Origin of the sequence: Kaustia mangrovi, from assembly GCF_015482775.1 — a bacterium.
Lineage (GTDB): Bacteria > Pseudomonadota > Alphaproteobacteria > Rhizobiales > Im1 > Kaustia > Kaustia mangrovi.
In genome coordinates this window covers 2,365,173-2,381,450 of record NZ_CP058214.1, presented here as the reverse complement: position 1 = coordinate 2,381,450, position 16,278 = coordinate 2,365,173, and the positions used below count along the sequence as shown (strand labels likewise).

Sequence of the window (16,278 nt, the reverse complement as noted above, 5' to 3'; positions counted from 1 at the left end):
CGTCAGTCCGCCGTGCAGGGCCAGTCGGCGGGATGGTCCAGCCCGTCGGGCAGCACCGTTGCGTCGTCGCCGCAGGCGATCTCGATCTGGTCGCCGCTGAGCCCTTCCACCGCGCTCAGGTCGGTCCCGGCGATTTCGGCGCGGTACATGTACGCGCCCTTCATGTTGACGCCCGCAAGGGTGGCGTCCTTGAAGCTCGCCCGCGAGATGTTGGAATGGTGCAGGTTCACGCCGGTGAGGTCCGCGCCGTCGAATGTGGCGCGGGAGAATTCGCTTCTCGACATGTTCGCGCCGGCGAGATTCGCCCCGGCGAAGATCGACCGGTGGAATTCCGCCTTTTCGAGATTGGCCCCGGCGAGGTTCGCGCCGGAAAAGTCGATGCGCCCGCCGATCGCCTTCGACAGGTCCGCCCCTTCGAGGTCGGCCCCCTTGAAGGAGGCGCGGCTGAGTTCCGCCTTGATCAGCTTCGCGCCCTTCATTCGGGCATCCGCGAAACTCGTGCCCGACAGGAATGCCCCGGACAGGTCGCTGTCCATGAGCTCGGCGTCGTCGAGCATCAGCTTTTCCTTCAGGCAGCCCGACCAGTCGAGCCCCGGCCCGGGAGCGCTCTTGCAGTCGGCCTGTGCGTGAGCGGTGGTCAGGAGCAGCGCCAAAACGATTGGCAGACAATATCGCAATGCCATGGACGTTCCCTTTCCTGGCGTTCCTCTGGTGCAACATGCGTCCAATCGATTGGATGCATTCGGGTTGCGCCAGTCCCTTGAAACAGATCGAACGACCCTGGCGGGATCGTCTGATCCGGAACGCCCCCTCTCACGCGAGCCACCCTCGGGAATCGATGGTAGTGCATCGTTGCCCAGGACGACAGGGCGCCGGGCGGAAAGGGTCCATGCGCCGCATGCGGACCCCGCCACTCCGGACGGAGACCGCATGCGGCGATCCCTGACAGGCAGGTTTGTCGGATCCCGCCTCAGTAATGGTCGTCGTCGCTGGTGACGGCACCCGTCACGGCGCCGGCGGCGCCGCCGACGAGCGCGCCGGTGCCGACGCTACCGCCGGTTATGGCCGCAAGGCCCGCGCCTGCGCCCGCGCCGATGGCCCCGCCCGAAAGGGCGCGCTCGCCCGGCGTATGGCCGCACGCCGCAACCAGCATGGACAAGGCGAGTATGGCGGCAGCGCCCGTAATGGTGTTGGCACGCATGGCGATCCTCCTTCTCTCTGGCAGTCGGAGGCATGCAGCCTCCCTGTCCCCTAAACACGGATGACAGGGAATTTGTTCCTGGAAGGTGGAGATTTGAAGGCGCGGGCGCGGCCTTCTCACGGACATTGCGCCTCGCCGAGCACCACGCCGTCGCCGAGGCTGCGCTGCTGCGCGCTCCACAGATGGATGCGGAAATGCGCATCGTCCGGCGCATCGACCCGGGCGACATACTTGCACAGCGATTTGGCTGTGCCGCTCTGCTTCTCGCCATTGTCGGGCACCGCGGCCCAGAAGACGTCGCTGGCGATCCACTTGGCCTTCGTCACCGCGGCATTCTCGTCGAGAACCAGGTCCAGGAAGCGCTGCTGCCATTGCGCCGCGGCCGTGGCGGCGGGGCTGAGCGCAATGAGGGCGAGTGCCATCAGGAGGGGCAGGAGAGGCGAAAGCGGCAGGAAGGTCATTGCGATGTTTCCTCTGTCGTTCTGGGCTCGCCCGGCCGGGGCGGCCGCGGCGATGCCCGTCTTGGTGAACCGGGGTTGGACGGTCTTCTCAGTTGAGCTGGCGATCCGGCGCGTCGGCGGCGACGCTGCCGGCCGGCAGCGGTGCGAGGCCGTCGCTTCCGACGGCCATCGGCATGGCACGGGGGCTGGCCGAGTCCAGCGCCGTCGCGGGCGGTTGTTCCACGAGCCTCGTGCGCTTCACGGAGCGGTGGACCGCCGCGGCCAGCCGGTCGGCATCCTCGCCGGCCGCATCGGTGGTGAGCGCGACGGCGAGGGGGCCGTCGAGCCAGTAATGGACGGTCACGCCATTGGCTTCCGTCCGTGCGATATGGTCGCCCCGTTCCTCCCAGCGCGGCCTCAGGAAGAGGTTCAGCGTGGTGTCGTCGTCGGCGCGGTAGACCAGCCGCACGGTCGGATCGCTGTCCGCCCCGATCTTCTCCTTGTCGACGAGCGTGAAGCCCTCCACGGAGAGATCGGGGGCCGCGATCTCCAGCGATATCCTCTGGTTGAGCCAGGCGAGCGGCTTGCCCATGGGCTCGATGCCGGCACCCGTCGCCATCGCGTTCCGGGTCTCCGCCTCGCCATGGTGGAGCGCGGCGCTGGTCACGAAGCGGTCGGGGGTCCAGTCGCCGACACCGCCGTCGGAGTGCCCGAACATCCAGCCGCCGCCCGCCGCAATGACGGTCAGCGCCGCGACCGAGGCCGCCCTGAGCGTGGCGCGGCTGCGGGCGGCGGGCATGCCGGACAGCGCGGCCTGAACCCGTTCGGGCACGGGCTCGGCGAGCGCGCGCCCGTAGAAGGCGCGGATCTCCTCGTTCTGCGCCGCGATCTCGGCGACATGGGCGCGCGCGCAGGCATCGTGTTCCAGATGGCGCTCGACGGCGGCCTTGCGCGCGGGGTCGGCGTCCAGAAAACCGTCCGCATAGGCCATGAGATCGCGTTCGCCGATCGGTTCGGTGTCCTTGCTCATTTCACACTCCTCAGCCGGGGCCGGGCCGTTTCGCTGGCGCGAAGCTGTCTCAGACTCTCGCGGCCCCGCGACAACCGGGACCGCACCGTCCCGATCGGTATTCCCATGACATCGGCGACCTCGTCGTAGGACATCCCCTCCAGCGCGACGAGAAGGATGACCGCGCGCTGGTCGTGCGGCAGGCGGTCGAGCGCCTCCGCGATATTGCGGCATTCAAGCCGGGGCTCCTGGTCGGGCGCCTGTGCGTCGACATGGTCGATCACCTCGCTGCTGGCGGGAACGGTTGTCGGCCTGCGCCGCCGCTTGTGGTCGATATGCGTGCGGTAGAGGATGCGGAACAGCCAGCTCCTGATATTGCCGCGCCGCCGCCACAGATGCCGCTTGCGCAGCGCCCGCTCCAGGCAGTCCTGAACGAGATCGTCCGCCTCGTCGCGATTGCGCGTGAGCGCGATGGCGTAGCGTCGCAGATGCGGCATCTGGCGTGCGATCGTCCATCTCAGGTCGTCCACTTGCTGCTCCCTGGCCCGGCCGGGCGGCGCAGATCCCGTCGGATGCCGTTCTGGGGTCCCGTTCAACAGACGGCGCGAGCCGGCCAAAGGTTCCCGAAAAAAGGACCGCCGGCGCGCCGTGTCCTGCGCCTGTGGGAAGAGGCTGGCGGAAAAAGATGACGGGCTTGAGGAACTCGCGACCCTTCCGCCCCGTCCTTCTTGCGGGTTGCGGGCTCCTGTCCGTTGCCTGCCACCTATCGTCTGGAAACCGAAGGAGACCTCCCTCATGACGATCTCGATGCGCCGCTCCATTGCGACAGCGGCCCTTGGTGCTTTCGCCCTCTTGGCCGCCCCGGTCGTGGCCGCCCACGCCCAGCAGAGCAACGGGCAGACCCCGCCGGCCGCCACCCAGCTCGACCCGGGCACGGTCAAGGCCTTCGCGGAGGCCTCGCTCAAGGTCGAGGAGCTCAACAAGAAGTGGGCCCCGCGCCTGGCGGAGGCCGAGGGCCAGGACCAGGTGCAGGCGCTGCGCGAGGAGGCCACCACGGAGATGACCCAGGCCGTGCAGTCCTCGGGCCTCAGCGTGGAGGACTACAACAAGATCTATCGCGCGGCCCAGCAGGACCAGGCGCTGGCGAGCCGCATCCAGGAGCTGCGCCAGAACGCGAACTGATCCCGCCGGAGACGGGCAAGGGCCGGCGCCGTCGGGATGTCCGGGGCGCCGGTCCTATCCGGCCCTGCCCGTCAGGTCGCGATGGGGCGCGGCCGCGAACTTTTGCCGGAACTGCAGGAACTTGCCGGCGAATATCCCTGTTCCGAGCCCCGAAATGGCGATGTCGACGATCCTGAAGGCGGGCGTCGCCATGGCGTCCGGCGACATGGCGGCCGCCACGCCGAGCGCGTAGTTCACCGCGAAGATCGCCAGGATCACCACCAATGTCATGGCGCTGCCGGGCAGGCCGATCCAGCCGCGTTGCTTGTCCGCTGCGACAGGCGTGTGCCGTGTCAGCAGCCAGCCGGACGCGCCGCCGATGACGAGCGCGGCGCCCCAGCCGCCAAGCGTTGCCGGGCCGAAGCCGATCTGCGTGGCAAGATCGTGGAGCCCCCACACCGCGAAGACCGCCGGGATGATCGCGAGCCGCCACAGGGGCCCGGCGCCCGGCCGCATGGCCTTGATGCCGCGGAACACGAGAAAGGCGAACAGCGCGTAGACCCACAGGGGCGTGCCGGTCGCGATCTCCCAGGCCAACTCCATGGTGCTGCCCCCGATGCGTTTGTCGTTGTGATCCCCACTCCGCCGATCTTGCAGAAGATGCCGGCCGGTGCAATGGGGGGCTCGGGGCGGTCCCGATCTGTCAGTTCTGTGACCCTGCAATGCGAAACCTGCATATCGCGGCGCAGCATTTTCGGTTGACGTCTCGCCACGTCGTTCTATTTTACGAACGAAGCGCTGATTTGAAGGTCAGCTTGCGAGCGCTCTAGAAAACCCGCTAAAGCGATGTCCCCGACGTCCGTTCGACGCGTTGTTTCCCGACATGCTCGCAAGCCGGCCGCCTAGCCATGGGAGGCTCGTAGAGCATTGATAAACAAGGCGATAAAGTCCGGTTCCAGCAAGGCGGATCCGACCGTTCATGCGGCCCCGGAGAGCACTGCGGCCCGTGCCGGCACGCAGCCGGGCGAGGCCCGCCATGCCATTATCGGCCTGTCGGGGTTGCGCAAGTCGTTCGGTAAACAGAACGAAACGGTGGCCGCCCTCGACGATGTCTCGCTTGCCGTGCGGCCCGGCGAGATCCTCGGCATCATCGGCCGCAGCGGGGCGGGCAAGAGCACGCTGCTTCGCTGCATCAACGGGCTGGAGCGGCCGGATACGGGCGCCGTCCTGATCGATGGCGAGGACGTGACCCGCTACGGGGCGTCGGAGCTTCTCGCCCTGCGCCGTACCATTGGCATGATCTTCCAGCATTTCAACCTGCTTTCCTCGCGCACGGTCTTCGGCAATGTGGCGCTGCCGCTCGAGCTTGCCGGCGTGCCGCGCGCGAGGATCGAGGAGCGCGTCGCGCGTCTGCTCGACCTTGTGGGCCTTGCCGACAAGCGCGACGCCTATCCCGCGAAGCTGTCGGGCGGGCAGAAGCAGCGCGTCGGCATCGCCCGGGCGCTCGCCACCGAGCCGCGTATCCTGCTGTGCGACGAGGCGACCTCCGCGCTCGATCCGGAGACCACGCGCCAGATCCTCGCATTGCTCGCCGACATCAATACCAAGCTCGGCCTCACCATTGTGCTCATCACCCACGAGATGTCGGTGGTGCGCGACCTGTGCGACCGGATGGTGGTGCTGGAGCGCGGCCGCATCGTGGAGGAGGGGCCGGTGGCGGAGATCTTCGCCGCGCCGGAGAGCGCGGTGACGCGCAGCCTGCTCCAGGAGGTCATGCCCGACCTTCCCTCCGCGCTCGCCGAGCGCATCGAGGCGGAGCCCCGGCCCGGAGCGCAGGCCCTCATCCGCCTCAGATTCTCCGGCGAGGGCGCCGGAGAACCCGTGATCGCGGAGCTCGCGCGCCGGCTCGACGTGGCCGCGAGCGTGCTCCACGGCACGGTCGAGTACATCAAGCGCACGCCGGTCGGCGTGCTCGTCATCGCCTTGCCGGCGGACCTGCCACGGCCGCTGGACGAGATTGTCGGTTTCCTGGGCGAGCGCGCCCAGTCAGCGGAGCTTGTCGGATATGTCGCCCCAACTCATTGACCTGTTCGTCGCGGCGGCCGAGGAGACGCTGCTCATGGTCGCAGCCTCCGGCGCGGCCACGCTCGTGCTCGGCCTGCCGCTCGCCATCCTGCTCGTCGTCACCGCGCGCGACGGCCTCCTGCCGGCGCCGGGCTTCAACCGGGTCGCGGGCTCGCTCGTGAACATCTTCCGCTCCACGCCCTTCATCATCCTGCTGGTGGCGCTGATCCCGTTCACGCGTCTCGTGGTCGGCACCTCCATCGGCACGGTGGCGGCCATCGTGCCGCTGTCGATCGCGGCGATCCCGTTCTATGCGCGCATTGCCGAGGTGGCGCTGCGCGAGGTCGACCGGGGGCTCATCGAGGCGGTCGAGGCGATGGGCGGCACGCGCCGCGACCTCGTCGTCAAGGTGCTGGTGCCGGAGGCCCTGCCGGGGCTCGTCGCGGGCTTCACCATCACCATCGTCGCGCTGATCGGCCAGTCGGCCATGGCGGGCGTGGTCGGCGGCGGGGGCCTGGGCGACCTTGCCATCCGCTACGGCTACCAGCGTTTCGACACGACGGTCATGGCCGCCGTCATCGTCGTCCTCATCGTGTTCGTGTCCGCCGTGCAGTTCGCCGGAGACCGGCTGGCGGCGCGGCTCAACAAGCGAATCTGATCGCCTCCCCCATTGGAGCGACCTGCGTCCGGCCGACACAGACAAGTTTCGCTAACGATTTGAAACTATTCAATTTTTCTGCACTCGGGCGAGTCCGCCTGAGTGCAGGTCGATCTGGAGATCCGAAGAAAGGAAAGACCCATGACCACCCGTTTCCGGACAATAGTTCGCGGCGCGCTCCTCGGCGCCTTCGCGACGCTCGCGGCGGGCAGCCTCGCCGCCCAGGCACAGGACAGCCTCAAGGTCGGCATCATGTCCGGCCCGGCGGAGGAGATCCTCGCCGTCGTGCAGGGCGTCGCCGAGAAGAAGGGGCTCGATCTGGAGCTCGTCGTGTTCGGCGACTATGTGCTGCCCAACGAGGCGCTGGCGGCCGGCGAGCTCGATGCCAACGCCTTCCAGCACGTGCCCTATCTCGATAACCAGATCGAGGCGCGCGGTTATGAGATCGTGCCCGTGGGCAATACCTTCGTCACGCCCATCGGCGCCTATTCGAACAGCGTGAAGAGCCTCGACGAGCTCGCCGAGGGCGCCAGCGTCGGCATCCCCAACGATCCGACCAATGGCGGGCGCGCGCTTCTGCTGCTCCAGGCGGAAGGGCTCATCACGCTGAAGGACGGCGTCGGCCTCACGCCGAGCGTCATCGACATCGCGGAGAACCCGAAGGCGCTTCGCTTCGTCGAGCTCGACGCCGCGCAGCTCGCCCGGGCGCTCAACGATGTGGACGCCGCCGTCATCAACAGCAACTACGCGCTGGAGGCGGGCCTCAATCCGGCCGAGGACTCCATCGCCCAGGAGGCGCGCGAGAACAATCCCTATGCGAACATCATCGCCGTGCGCGTTGAGGACAAGGACAAGCCGGCGGTGAAGACCTTCGTGGAGGCCTACCAGTCTCCCGAGGTGGCGGACTTCCTGGAGGAGCGCTTCAAGGGCTCCATCCTGCCGGCCTGGTAAGCCCGGGCGCCTGCCCCGTTCCGCCATCGGCTGGCGGTCTTTGCGTCCCCCTCGCCCCCTCGGGCGTGGGGGACTTGTCGTTCCGGGCCCCCCGTGTCCGGGGTCACAGCCGGCCCGTGCGGGGCGCGCGCTTCGGGACGAGGAGCGCGATGAGGCAGAGCACCGCCGCGGCCGCCACGATGGAGGGGCCCGACGGCGTGTCGAAATCGGCGGACATGGCGAGCCCGCCGAGGACGGCGATCATGCCGATCACCGCGGCGATGGCGGCCATGGCTTCCGGGGTTCGCGCGAAACGGCGCGCGGCGGCGGCCGGAATGATCAGCATGGCTGTGATGAGCAGGATGCCGACGATCTTCATGGCGATCGCGATGACGAAGGCGATGAGCAGCATGAAGCCGAGGCGGACGGGGGCGTCCGGCACGCCCTCGGCGCGCGCGAGCTCGTCGTGCACGGTGAGCGCCAGAAGCGGGCGCCAGAGTGTGGCCAGAAGCGCCAGCGCCAGCGCGCCCCCGCCATAGATCCAGGCGATATCCTCGCGCGTGACCGCCAGGATGTCGCCGAACAGATAGCTCATGAGGTCGAAGCGGACGGTGGTCAGCAGGCTCGCCGCGATGAGGCCGAAGGCCAGCGCGCTGTGGGACAGGATGCCGAGCAGCGTGTCGGAGGCGAGCATGCGGCGCGATTGCAGCGCCACGAGCGAGAGCGCGAGCACGACGGCGCAGGCGATCACGCCGAGCGTGAGGTCGATGCCCGCAAGCAGACCCAGGGCGACGCCCAGCAGGCTCGAATGGGCGAGCGTGTCGCCGAAATAGGCCATGCGCCGCCACACGATGAAGCAGCCGAGCGGCCCGGCGATGAGGGCAAGGCCGAGGCCGGCGGCCATCGCGCGCAGGAAGAACGGTTCGGTCCACATCGCGAATACGTCTTTCTCTCAGGAGGCGGCGCGTTCGCCGTGCTCGTGCTCATGATCGTGGCCGTGATCGTGATCATGGGCATGCGGGTAGATGGCGAGATGGCGCGCGGCGGCGGGGCCGAACAGCCGCATGAATTCCGGGTCCGTCCGGATCGTCTCGGGCACGCCCTCGCAGCAGACATGGCCGTTGAGGCAGATCACCCGGTCGCTCTCGGCCATGACGACATGGAGATCGTGGGAAATCAGCACGACCCCGCAGCCGCGCCGGTCGCGGATCTCGCCGATCAGCCGGTAGAGCTTCGTCTCGCCGGTGAAGTCGACACCCTGGACCGGCTCGTCGAGCACGAGGAGGTCGGGATCGCGCAGGAGGGCGCGCGCAATAAGGGCGCGCTGGAACTCGCCGCCGGACAGCCCCGCCGCATCGGCGTCCCTGAGATGGGGAATGCCGGTCTCCTCCAGCGCCGCCGTGACTGCCGCGCGGCCCGCCCGCACGGTCATGGTGATGAGCCGCTCGACCGTCAGCGGCACGAGGTTCTCCAGCGGAAAGCGCTGGGGCACGTAGCCGACGGTCAGGCCCGGCGCGCGCCCCACGCTGCCGGCATCGGGCTTCAGGAGACCGAGCAGGATCTTCACCAGCGTGGATTTGCCCGCGCCGTTCGGCCCGATGACGGTGACGATCTCGCCACGGCTGACGGTCATGTCCACATGGTCGAGGATGGTCCGTCCGCCAAGCGCGATCGACAGGCCGTGCGCATCGACAAGCGCGCGCGGTTCCGTGGCTGCGGACCGGGGCGGGAGGGGCTCAGGCTGCGGCATGGCAATGCCCGCATCGCCCGTGCAGCTCGACCACGGAATGGGCGTTGGCGAAGCCGCACTCGCGGCTCGCCTCGTCAATCGCGGCGAAGACGCCCGGCGCCTCCAGCTCCGCGACCGTGCCGCAGTCCTCGCAGATCATGAGCAGGGCGCGTTCCGCCGGTCCGTGCGCATGGCTGCAGGCCACATAGGCGTTCTTGCTCTCCACCTTGTGGACAAGGCCGTGCTCGCGCAGGAAGTCGAGCACGCGATAGACCGTGATCGGCGCCGGAGGGCGCCCGTCCGTGCCGCCCATGCGCTCGATGATGTCGTAGGCGCCGAGCGCCTCGTGGCCCGATGCGATGATGCCCAGGACCTCGCGGCGCAGCGGTGTCAGCCGCACGCCCTCGCGGGCGCACTGGCGCTCGGCCCGATCCAGCGTCTCGTCCACGCAATCGCGGTGGTCGTGGCGGGGATCGGGAAACAGGTGCCGGTTCATGATGGCCGCCTTTCCGTCTCCATAAATGTTATATTATTACATTATGGAGACGGTTCAAGCGGGAAAGCGGCCCGGACCCCGCGATCCGGCTGGCCTAGAGCGCATTTCCAGGTCCCTGTATTGCCGCGCTTTCGAACCGGAAAAGCCGGTCTCCACTTTTCCTGAAAGCGCTCTAGGCGGCCTCGTCCGGCGGCAGGAAGTCGACCTCGTGCTCGGCGGAGATGCGGACCACCTCGTTCGGGTCGGTCAGGCCGTGGAGCTTCCCGAACAGGTCGAACAGGCGGCGCGTGGGGGCCACCCAGAACAGGCACCGCACGGTGTCGCCGCCATTGTTGAAGATGCCGTGGGGAATGCCCATCGGCAGGCGGATGAGATCGCCGGGGGCGGCGTTGTGGTCCTCGCCGGCGAGCTTGAGGTCGAGACGGCCTTCCACGAGATAGATGAACTCGTCCTGCGTGGGGTGGATATGCGGCGGCACGAAGGTGCCCGACGGCAGGGTGGCGTGCCAGGCGAAGGAGTCCTCCGAGAGCTGCTTGGGCACGTAGGTCTGGCCCAGAATGTCCCAGCTTATGCCGTCGATGCCGTCGCTTGCGCGCGTGATGCCGGGCGTCATTGTCGGTATGGTCATGGGGGTGTCTCCCTTGGCGGTGTCCACGGTCAAACAAGCAGATAGCGTTCGGTGAGCTGCGGGTCGCGCTTCAGCTCCGCGCTCGTGCCGGCCCATACGATCCGTCCCTTTTCGAGGATCATGTGCCGGTCGGCCAGCCTGGCGAGCACGTCGACATTCTTGTCCACGATCAGGATCGACTGGCCGTCCGCCTTCAGCCGTTCCAGGCAGGACCAGATCTCCTCGCAGATGATCGGCGCGAGGCCTTCCGTTGCCTCGTCGAGGATCAGGAGCTTCGGGTTGGTCATGAGCGCGCGGGCGATGGCGACCATCTGCTGCTCGCCGCCGGAGATCTGGCTGCCCATATTGCGCCGCCGCTCCGCCAGACGGGGAAAGAGCGTGTAGACGCCGTCGAGGGTCCAGCCGGGTGTGCGGTTGCGCGGGGGCGCCGCGGTGGCGACGAGATTCTCCTCCACCGACAGCGTCGGGAAGATCTGGCGGCCCTCCGGCACGAGGCCGAGGCCCGCGCGCGCCGCGCGATAGGGCGGGGTGCCGGTGAGATCGGTGCCGTCGAAGCCGATGCGTCCCGCCTTGACCGGCAGGAGCCCCATGATCGCGCCGATGGTCGTGGTCTTGCCCATGCCGTTGCGGCCGAGCAGCGTCACCATCTCGCCGTCGCGCACGTCGAGCGAGACGCCGAACAGCACCTGGCTGTCGCCATAGGCCGCCTCGATCCCCTCAACCTCGAGCATGGCGATCCTCGCATTTGTCCGGGCCGGTGCAGAACGCTCCAGGTATCATCACGCCGCCTCGCTGCCCAGATAGGCCTTGCGCACCTCCGGGTCGCGGCGGATCTCGTCCGGCGTGCCCGTGGCGATCACCCTGCCATAGACGAGCACGGAGATGCGGTCGGCAAGCGCGAAGACGGCGCGCATGTCGTGCTCCACGAGGACGATGGCGTAATGGCCGCGCAGGGACCGGAGCGTCTCGACCAGCGCGTCCGATTCCTCGTGTCCCGCCCCTGCCATGGGCTCGTCGAGCAGCAGGAGCTCCGGTGCGGTGGCGATGGCGATGGCGAGCTCCAGCCGGCGCTTCTCGCCATGGCTCAGGGCGCCGGCGCGCACGGCGGCGCGCTCGCCAAGTCCGACCCGGTCGAGAGCGGCGAGCGCGGGCTCGTTCAGCGTGTCGTCGCGGGCCGCCGGCCTGAAGAAATGGAAGCTGTGGCCCTCGCGGGCCTGCACGGCGAGCGCCACATTCTCCAGCACCGTGAAGTCGGGCAGGATGGTGGTGATCTGGAAGGAGCGGGCGAGCCCCTTTTGCGTGCGTGCGTGCATGGGCTCGGCGGTGATGTCCTCGCCCTTGAAGAGCACCCGTCCGGCATCGGGCTGGAGCGCGCCGGAGATCTGGCCGATCAGCGTGGTCTTGCCGGCGCCGTTCGGGCCGATGACGGCATGGAGCTCGCCCGGCTTCACGTCGAGCCACAGGCTGTCGGTCACCTTGAGCGCGCCGAAGTTCTTCTCCAGCCCCTCCAGCGTCAGGATGGCGTCAGCCATGGTCGCGCCTCCGGTCCAGAAGGCGGATGGCGCCGCCGCGTGCGAACAGCACGATCAGGATGATGAGCGGGCCGAAGATGATCCGCCAGTGCTGGGTGATGTGGGAGAGGATCTCCTCCAGGGCCAGATAGCCCGCCGCGCCGAGGATGGGCCCCGTCAGTGTGCCCATGCCGCCGAGCACCACCATGATGATGAGGTCGCCGGAGCGCTGCCAGGACATGTAGGCCGGGCTCACGAACTCGATCTGGTTGGCGAGCAGCGCGCCGGCGAGCCCCGCAATGGCGCCGGCGATGCAATAGGCGACGAGCTGGTAGGCGAAGGGGTCGACGCCGAGCGCGCGCATGCGCATCGGGCTCTGCCGGCAGCCCATGAGCACCCGGCCGAAGCGCGAGGCGACGACGGTGCGGCAGAGCAGATAGGCGCCCGCGAGCAGGGCGAGGACGACATAGAAGAAGACCGTGTCGTTCTCCAGTATGCCCGAGCCGAGCACGGTCGACCGGCTCCAGATGGTCAGCCCGTCGTCTCCGCCATAGGCCGACAGGCTGGTCGCGGTGTAATAGATCATCTGCCCGAAGGCGAGCGTGATCATGATGAAGTAGACGCCGCGCGTCTTCAGGCAGATCGCGCCGGTGACGAGCGCGAAGACGGCCGCCGACACGATGGCCAGGGGGAAGGTGACGAGCGCCTCTTCCAGCCCGTGATAGGAGGCGATCCCGATGGCATAGGCGCCGAGCCCGATGAAGGCGGCATGGCCGAAGCTCACCATGGCGCCGTAGCCGAGGATCAGGTCGAGGCTGACCGCGGCCATGGCGAAGATCATGATCCGCGTGCCCATGAGCATCAGGAACGGGTCGTCGTCGAGCGTGGCGACGACGGGCACGAGCGCCAGGGCGGTAAAGGCGGCAAGGGCGATCCAGTGGCGGGCGGCGAAGCGTCGCCGGCCGGTGCCCGTCTGCGTCGCCTCCGCCACCTTGTTCGCGGCCTCGCTCATCGTCATGGATCGGTCCTATTTGCCGGGGGCGGGGAACAGCCCGCTCGGACGGAAGTAGAGAACGCCCGCCATGAGGATATAGATCAGCATGGAGGCGACGGCGGGCCCGACCTCGTTGGCCGCCGACGGGGTGAGGGCCAGCTTGAAGATGTCGGTGGCGAAGGAGCGCCCGATCGTGTCCACGAGCCCGACGATCAGCGCGGCGAGAAACGCCCCGCGGATCGAGCCGATGCCGCCGATCACGATGACGACGAAGGCGAGGATCAGGAGATTGTCGCCCATGCCGGACTGAACGGCGAGGATCGGGGCGGCCATGATGCCGGCGAAGCCCGCCAGCATCGCCCCGACGCCGAAGACGATCATGAACAGCCGGCCGATATTGACGCCGAGGGCGGAGACCATCGCCGCATTGGTCGCGCCGGCGCGCACCAGCATGCCGACCCTGGTGCGCTGGACGACGAGATAGAGACCGAAGGCGACCGCCAGCCCCGCCACGATCAGGGCGATGCGGTAGACGGGATAAAGCAGCCCGTCCATCAGCACGATGGAGCCCGACAGCGCCTCCGGCATGGGCAGGGTCAGCGGTGCGGAGCCCCAGACGACCTTCACCCCCTCGTTGAGGAACAGGATCACGCCGAAGGTGGCCAGCACCTGGTCGAGATGGTCCCGGTCGTAGAAATGCCGGAACACCACGAGCTCCAGGAGGAGGCCGAAGGCCATGGAGGCGACGAGCGCGAGGACGAGCGCGAAGAAGAAGTTGCCGGTCAGCCCGTAGAAGGCCACGGCGAAATAGGCGCCGATCATGTACTGGACGCCATGGGCCAGATTGATGAAGTCCATGACGCCGAAGACCAGGGTCAGCCCGCCCGCAATGAGAAACAGCAGGATGCCGAGCTGGAGCCCGTTGAGGGTCTGGACGGCGAGCAGCATTGTGTTCATGGGGCGGACCGGGGCATCGTGGCGAACGCGTCGGGACCGGCCGGCACCCCCTGGCGGAGGCGCCGGCCGGCAACCGTGCCGATCATTTCATCGGGCAGTCCTTGGCATAGACGTCGCCATAGTCGTCGAACACCTTCTCCTTCGCGCTCACGGCATAGAAGCCGTCATCGCGCTTCACCGCCTCCACGAGGTAATAATCCTCGATGGGGAAGTGGTTGTTGTTGAAGGAGAAGTCGCCGCGCACGGAGGCGAAGTCCGCCTTCTTCAGCGCCGCGATCACCGCGTCCTTGTCGGAGAGGTCGCCATCGACGGCCTTGACCGCGGAGTCGATGAGCTGGGCGGCGTCGTAGCCCTGGCTCGCATAGAGCGAGGGCATGTAGCCGTATTCCTCCACGAAGTCGGCGACGAATTTCTTGTTGGCCTCGTTGTCGAGGTCGGGCGCCCATTGCGAGGACGAATAGAGCCCGAGGGCGGCATCCTTCGTGGCCGGCAGCGTCGTGCCGTCGACGGTGAAGGCCGACAGGAAGGGGATCGTATCCACCAGCCCCGCCTGGCGGTACTGCTTCACGAGGTTCACGCCCATGCCGCCCGGCATGAAGGTGAAGAACACGTCCGGTTTCGCCGCGGCGATGCGGGCGAGCTCGGCGGAGAAGTCGAGCTGGCCGAGCTTGGTGTAGACCTCGTCGACCACCTCGCCCTCGAAATAGCGCTTGAAGCCGGTGATGGAATCCTTGCCGGCCTGGTAGTTCGGCGCCATCAGGAAGGCGCGCTTGTAGCCCTTGTCCTGGGCGTATTTGCCCATGACCTCGTGGATCGTGTCGTTCTGCCAGGAGGTGGAGAAGAAATACTCGTTGCAGCCGCGCCCGGCAAAGGTCGAGGTGCCGGCATTCGCGCCGATCAGGAAGGTCTCCGATTCCGTGACCGGCTTGAAGATGGCCTGGAGGATGTTTGAGAACACGATGCCGGTCACGAAATCGACCTCGTCGCGTTCCAACAAGCCCTTCACCTTGGTGAGCGCCACATCGGGCTTCAACTCGTCATCGACGACGATGACCTCGGTGTCCTGGCCGCCGAGCTTGCCGCCGGCATGCTTGATGCCCAGCATGAAGCCGTCGCGGATATGCTCGCCGAGCGCGGCCGGCGGGCCGGACAGCGTGACCATCATTCCGATCTTCAGCGGCTCCGCCTGGGCGGCGGCCGCACCGACGAGGGCCGACGCCGCCAGCGCGGCCGCAGTCATGAACTTTCTCATGGATTCTCCTCCTCCCAATCTCCGTCCTGCGCAAGCCCCCTGTGGGCACGGCAGGTCCCGAACCGGCGGATCATCGCCGATCATCCGGCCCCGGTCACTCCCCATGATCCGGATCCGGCAGACCCCACGCGGTATACTTTAAGTTTAAAATATCTTCCCTGCCAAGCCCCCAGCTCGAAAATCGTCGATTCTTGCCCCCGGACGGGCGAGCTTATCAGAAGCCCTTGCCTTCTGGCGACTGCGCGTGGCCAATTGCGCGGGAAGTATTGACCGGGAGGAGGCTGCCCCATGAAAACCCTGAAGACCCTGCTGGACCGCGGGGAGCTGATCGTCGCGCCGGGGGTCTACGACCCGATCTCGGCGAAGCTTGCCGAACGGGCGGGCTTCCCGGTCCTCTACATGACGGGCTTCGGCACGGTGGCGGCCCATCTCGGCCTGCCCGACGCGGGGCTTGCGACCTATACGGAGATGGTAGGCCGGGTGGCGGTCATCGCCGGGGCGGTGTCGGTGCCCGTCATTGCCGACGGCGATACGGGCTATGGCGGGCTCGTCAATCTCAGGCGCACCGTCCAGGGCTACGAGCGGGCGGGGGCGGCCGGCATCCAGCTTGAGGACCAGCTCTTCCCGAAGAAGTGCGGCCACACGCCGGGCCGGCAGGTGATCGCGGCGGACGACATGGCCGACAAGATCGCACTCGCCTGCGATACGCGGCAGTCGGACGACTTCCTGATCGTCGCGCGCACCGACGCGCGCACCGCCCACGGCCTCGACGAGGCGCTGGAGCGCGCCGCGGCCTATGCGGAGGCGGGCGCGGACATCCTGTTCGTGGAATCGCCGGAAACGGAGGAGGAGATGGCCCGGATCGCCTCCGAGCTCGGCCGCCCGGTGCTCGCCAACATGGTGGAGGGCGGGCGCACGCCGCTTCTCGGGCGCGACCGGCTCGCCGCGCTCGGTTTCGCCATGGCGATCTTCCCCGTGACGGGCCTTCTGGCCTCCGCCGCCGCGCTGGAGCGGACATACCGCACGCTCGCCGCCGAGGGCTCGAGCGCGGAAGCCGGGCTCGACCTCTATCCGTTCGCGGAGATGACCCGCCTCATGGGCTTCGAGGAGATCTGGGCGTTCGAGAAGCGCTGGGCGCGCTGAGGGGCGCGAGCGCAATCCAGTCAGGTTCGGATGGCATCGCTCCGCGCTCGTTCCCGCGCAGTCGGAAACCCGGGCTGGATGCCCGCCTGCGCCGGCATGACCGGA

At 68.0% G+C, this 16,278-nt stretch carries 20 protein-coding genes; 5 read left to right on the top strand and 15 right to left on the bottom strand.

Annotated features, from left to right (window positions below; all coding sequences use genetic code 11):
* Window positions 1–2 precede the first annotated feature (2 nt).
* From HW532_RS11050 to HW532_RS11030, 5 genes are all read right to left on the bottom strand, one after another.
* The gene (locus HW532_RS11050) at window positions 3–683 is read right to left on the bottom strand and encodes a pentapeptide repeat-containing protein (protein ID WP_213160536.1); all 681 of its coding nucleotides are present in this window, start codon (window positions 681–683) and stop codon (window positions 3–5) included.
* A 287-nt stretch (window positions 684–970) separates the two neighbouring features.
* On the bottom strand, window positions 971–1,201 hold the full coding sequence (locus HW532_RS11045; protein ID WP_213160535.1) for a YMGG-like glycine zipper-containing protein: 231 nt from the start codon (window positions 1,199–1,201) through the stop codon (window positions 971–973).
* A 116-nt stretch (window positions 1,202–1,317) separates the two neighbouring features.
* The gene (locus HW532_RS11040) at window positions 1,318–1,662 is read right to left on the bottom strand and encodes a hypothetical protein (protein WP_213160534.1); all 345 of its coding nucleotides are present in this window, start codon (window positions 1,660–1,662) and stop codon (window positions 1,318–1,320) included.
* 88 nt (window positions 1,663–1,750) lie between these two features.
* Window positions 1,751–2,671 carry an anti-sigma factor family protein gene (locus HW532_RS11035; protein ID WP_213160533.1) on the bottom strand — a complete coding sequence of 307 codons (921 nt, stop codon included), beginning with the start codon at window positions 2,669–2,671 and terminating at the stop codon, window positions 1,751–1,753.
* Window positions 2,668–3,180 (bottom strand): sigma-70 family RNA polymerase sigma factor, encoded by a 513-nt coding sequence (locus HW532_RS11030; RefSeq protein WP_246478709.1) that lies wholly within the window; start codon window positions 3,178–3,180, stop codon window positions 2,668–2,670. Before HW532_RS11030 ends, HW532_RS11035 begins: the two co-directional genes overlap by 4 nt.
* Window positions 3,181–3,445: 265 nt before the next feature.
* On the opposite strand from HW532_RS11030, the gene HW532_RS11025 reads away from it, so the two are divergent.
* A complete protein-coding gene (locus tag HW532_RS11025; protein WP_213160532.1) occupies window positions 3,446–3,832 on the top strand; it encodes a DUF4168 domain-containing protein in 387 nt (128 codons plus the stop codon).
* A 54-nt stretch (window positions 3,833–3,886) separates the two neighbouring features.
* On the opposite strand, the gene HW532_RS11020 is transcribed toward HW532_RS11025, so the two are convergent.
* Entirely contained in the window at window positions 3,887–4,414 is a 528-nt protein-coding gene (locus HW532_RS11020) for a DUF6622 family protein (RefSeq protein WP_213160531.1), read from the bottom strand.
* Between the two features lie 438 nt (window positions 4,415–4,852).
* On the opposite strand from HW532_RS11020, the gene HW532_RS11015 reads away from it, so the two are divergent.
* From HW532_RS11015 to HW532_RS11005, 3 genes are all read left to right on the top strand, one after another.
* Window positions 4,853–5,896 carry a methionine ABC transporter ATP-binding protein gene (locus HW532_RS11015; protein WP_213164528.1) on the top strand — a complete coding sequence of 348 codons (1,044 nt, stop codon included), beginning with the start codon at window positions 4,853–4,855 and terminating at the stop codon, window positions 5,894–5,896.
* Window positions 5,877–6,533, top strand: a complete 657-nt coding sequence (locus HW532_RS11010) for a methionine ABC transporter permease (RefSeq protein WP_213160530.1) — start codon at window positions 5,877–5,879, stop codon at window positions 6,531–6,533. The genes HW532_RS11015 and HW532_RS11010 overlap by 20 nt, the downstream gene beginning before the upstream one ends.
* Window positions 6,534–6,674: 141 nt before the next feature.
* The gene (locus tag HW532_RS11005) at window positions 6,675–7,484 is read left to right on the top strand and encodes a MetQ/NlpA family ABC transporter substrate-binding protein (RefSeq protein ID WP_213160529.1); all 810 of its coding nucleotides are present in this window, start codon (window positions 6,675–6,677) and stop codon (window positions 7,482–7,484) included.
* A gap of 103 nt (window positions 7,485–7,587) precedes the next feature.
* On the opposite strand, the gene znuB is transcribed toward HW532_RS11005, so the two are convergent.
* The 9 genes from znuB to HW532_RS10960 form a co-directional block, all read right to left on the bottom strand.
* Window positions 7,588–8,397, bottom strand: coding sequence for a zinc ABC transporter permease subunit ZnuB (gene znuB, locus HW532_RS11000; protein WP_213160528.1), 810 nt, complete (start codon window positions 8,395–8,397; stop codon window positions 7,588–7,590).
* Between the two features lie 18 nt (window positions 8,398–8,415).
* Window positions 8,416–9,213: a metal ABC transporter ATP-binding protein gene (locus HW532_RS10995; RefSeq protein WP_213160527.1), complete on the bottom strand. Its 798-nt coding sequence runs from the start codon at window positions 9,211–9,213 to the stop codon at window positions 8,416–8,418.
* A complete protein-coding gene (locus HW532_RS10990) occupies window positions 9,200–9,688 on the bottom strand; it encodes a transcriptional repressor (RefSeq protein WP_213160526.1) in 489 nt (162 codons plus the stop codon). Before HW532_RS10990 ends, HW532_RS10995 begins: the two co-directional genes overlap by 14 nt.
* A gap of 172 nt (window positions 9,689–9,860) precedes the next feature.
* Window positions 9,861–10,316, bottom strand: a complete 456-nt coding sequence (locus HW532_RS10985; RefSeq protein ID WP_213160525.1) for a cupin domain-containing protein — start codon at window positions 10,314–10,316, stop codon at window positions 9,861–9,863.
* 29 nt (window positions 10,317–10,345) lie between these two features.
* Entirely contained in the window at window positions 10,346–11,047 is a 702-nt protein-coding gene (locus HW532_RS10980) for an ABC transporter ATP-binding protein (RefSeq protein ID WP_213160524.1), read from the bottom strand.
* A gap of 48 nt (window positions 11,048–11,095) precedes the next feature.
* Entirely contained in the window at window positions 11,096–11,848 is a 753-nt protein-coding gene (locus HW532_RS10975) for an ABC transporter ATP-binding protein (protein WP_213160523.1), read from the bottom strand.
* The gene (locus HW532_RS10970) at window positions 11,841–12,839 is read right to left on the bottom strand and encodes a branched-chain amino acid ABC transporter permease (protein ID WP_213164527.1); all 999 of its coding nucleotides are present in this window, start codon (window positions 12,837–12,839) and stop codon (window positions 11,841–11,843) included. Before HW532_RS10970 ends, HW532_RS10975 begins: the two co-directional genes overlap by 8 nt.
* A gap of 15 nt (window positions 12,840–12,854) precedes the next feature.
* Complete coding sequence (locus tag HW532_RS10965; RefSeq protein ID WP_213160522.1) at window positions 12,855–13,778, bottom strand: branched-chain amino acid ABC transporter permease; 924 nt, start codon at window positions 13,776–13,778, stop codon at window positions 12,855–12,857.
* An 82-nt stretch (window positions 13,779–13,860) separates the two neighbouring features.
* Entirely contained in the window at window positions 13,861–15,030 is a 1,170-nt protein-coding gene (locus tag HW532_RS10960; RefSeq protein WP_213160521.1) for an ABC transporter substrate-binding protein, read from the bottom strand.
* A gap of 288 nt (window positions 15,031–15,318) precedes the next feature.
* On the opposite strand from HW532_RS10960, the gene HW532_RS10955 reads away from it, so the two are divergent.
* Complete coding sequence (locus HW532_RS10955; RefSeq protein ID WP_213160520.1) at window positions 15,319–16,173, top strand: isocitrate lyase/PEP mutase family protein; 855 nt, start codon at window positions 15,319–15,321, stop codon at window positions 16,171–16,173.
* Window positions 16,174–16,278 lie beyond the last annotated feature (105 nt).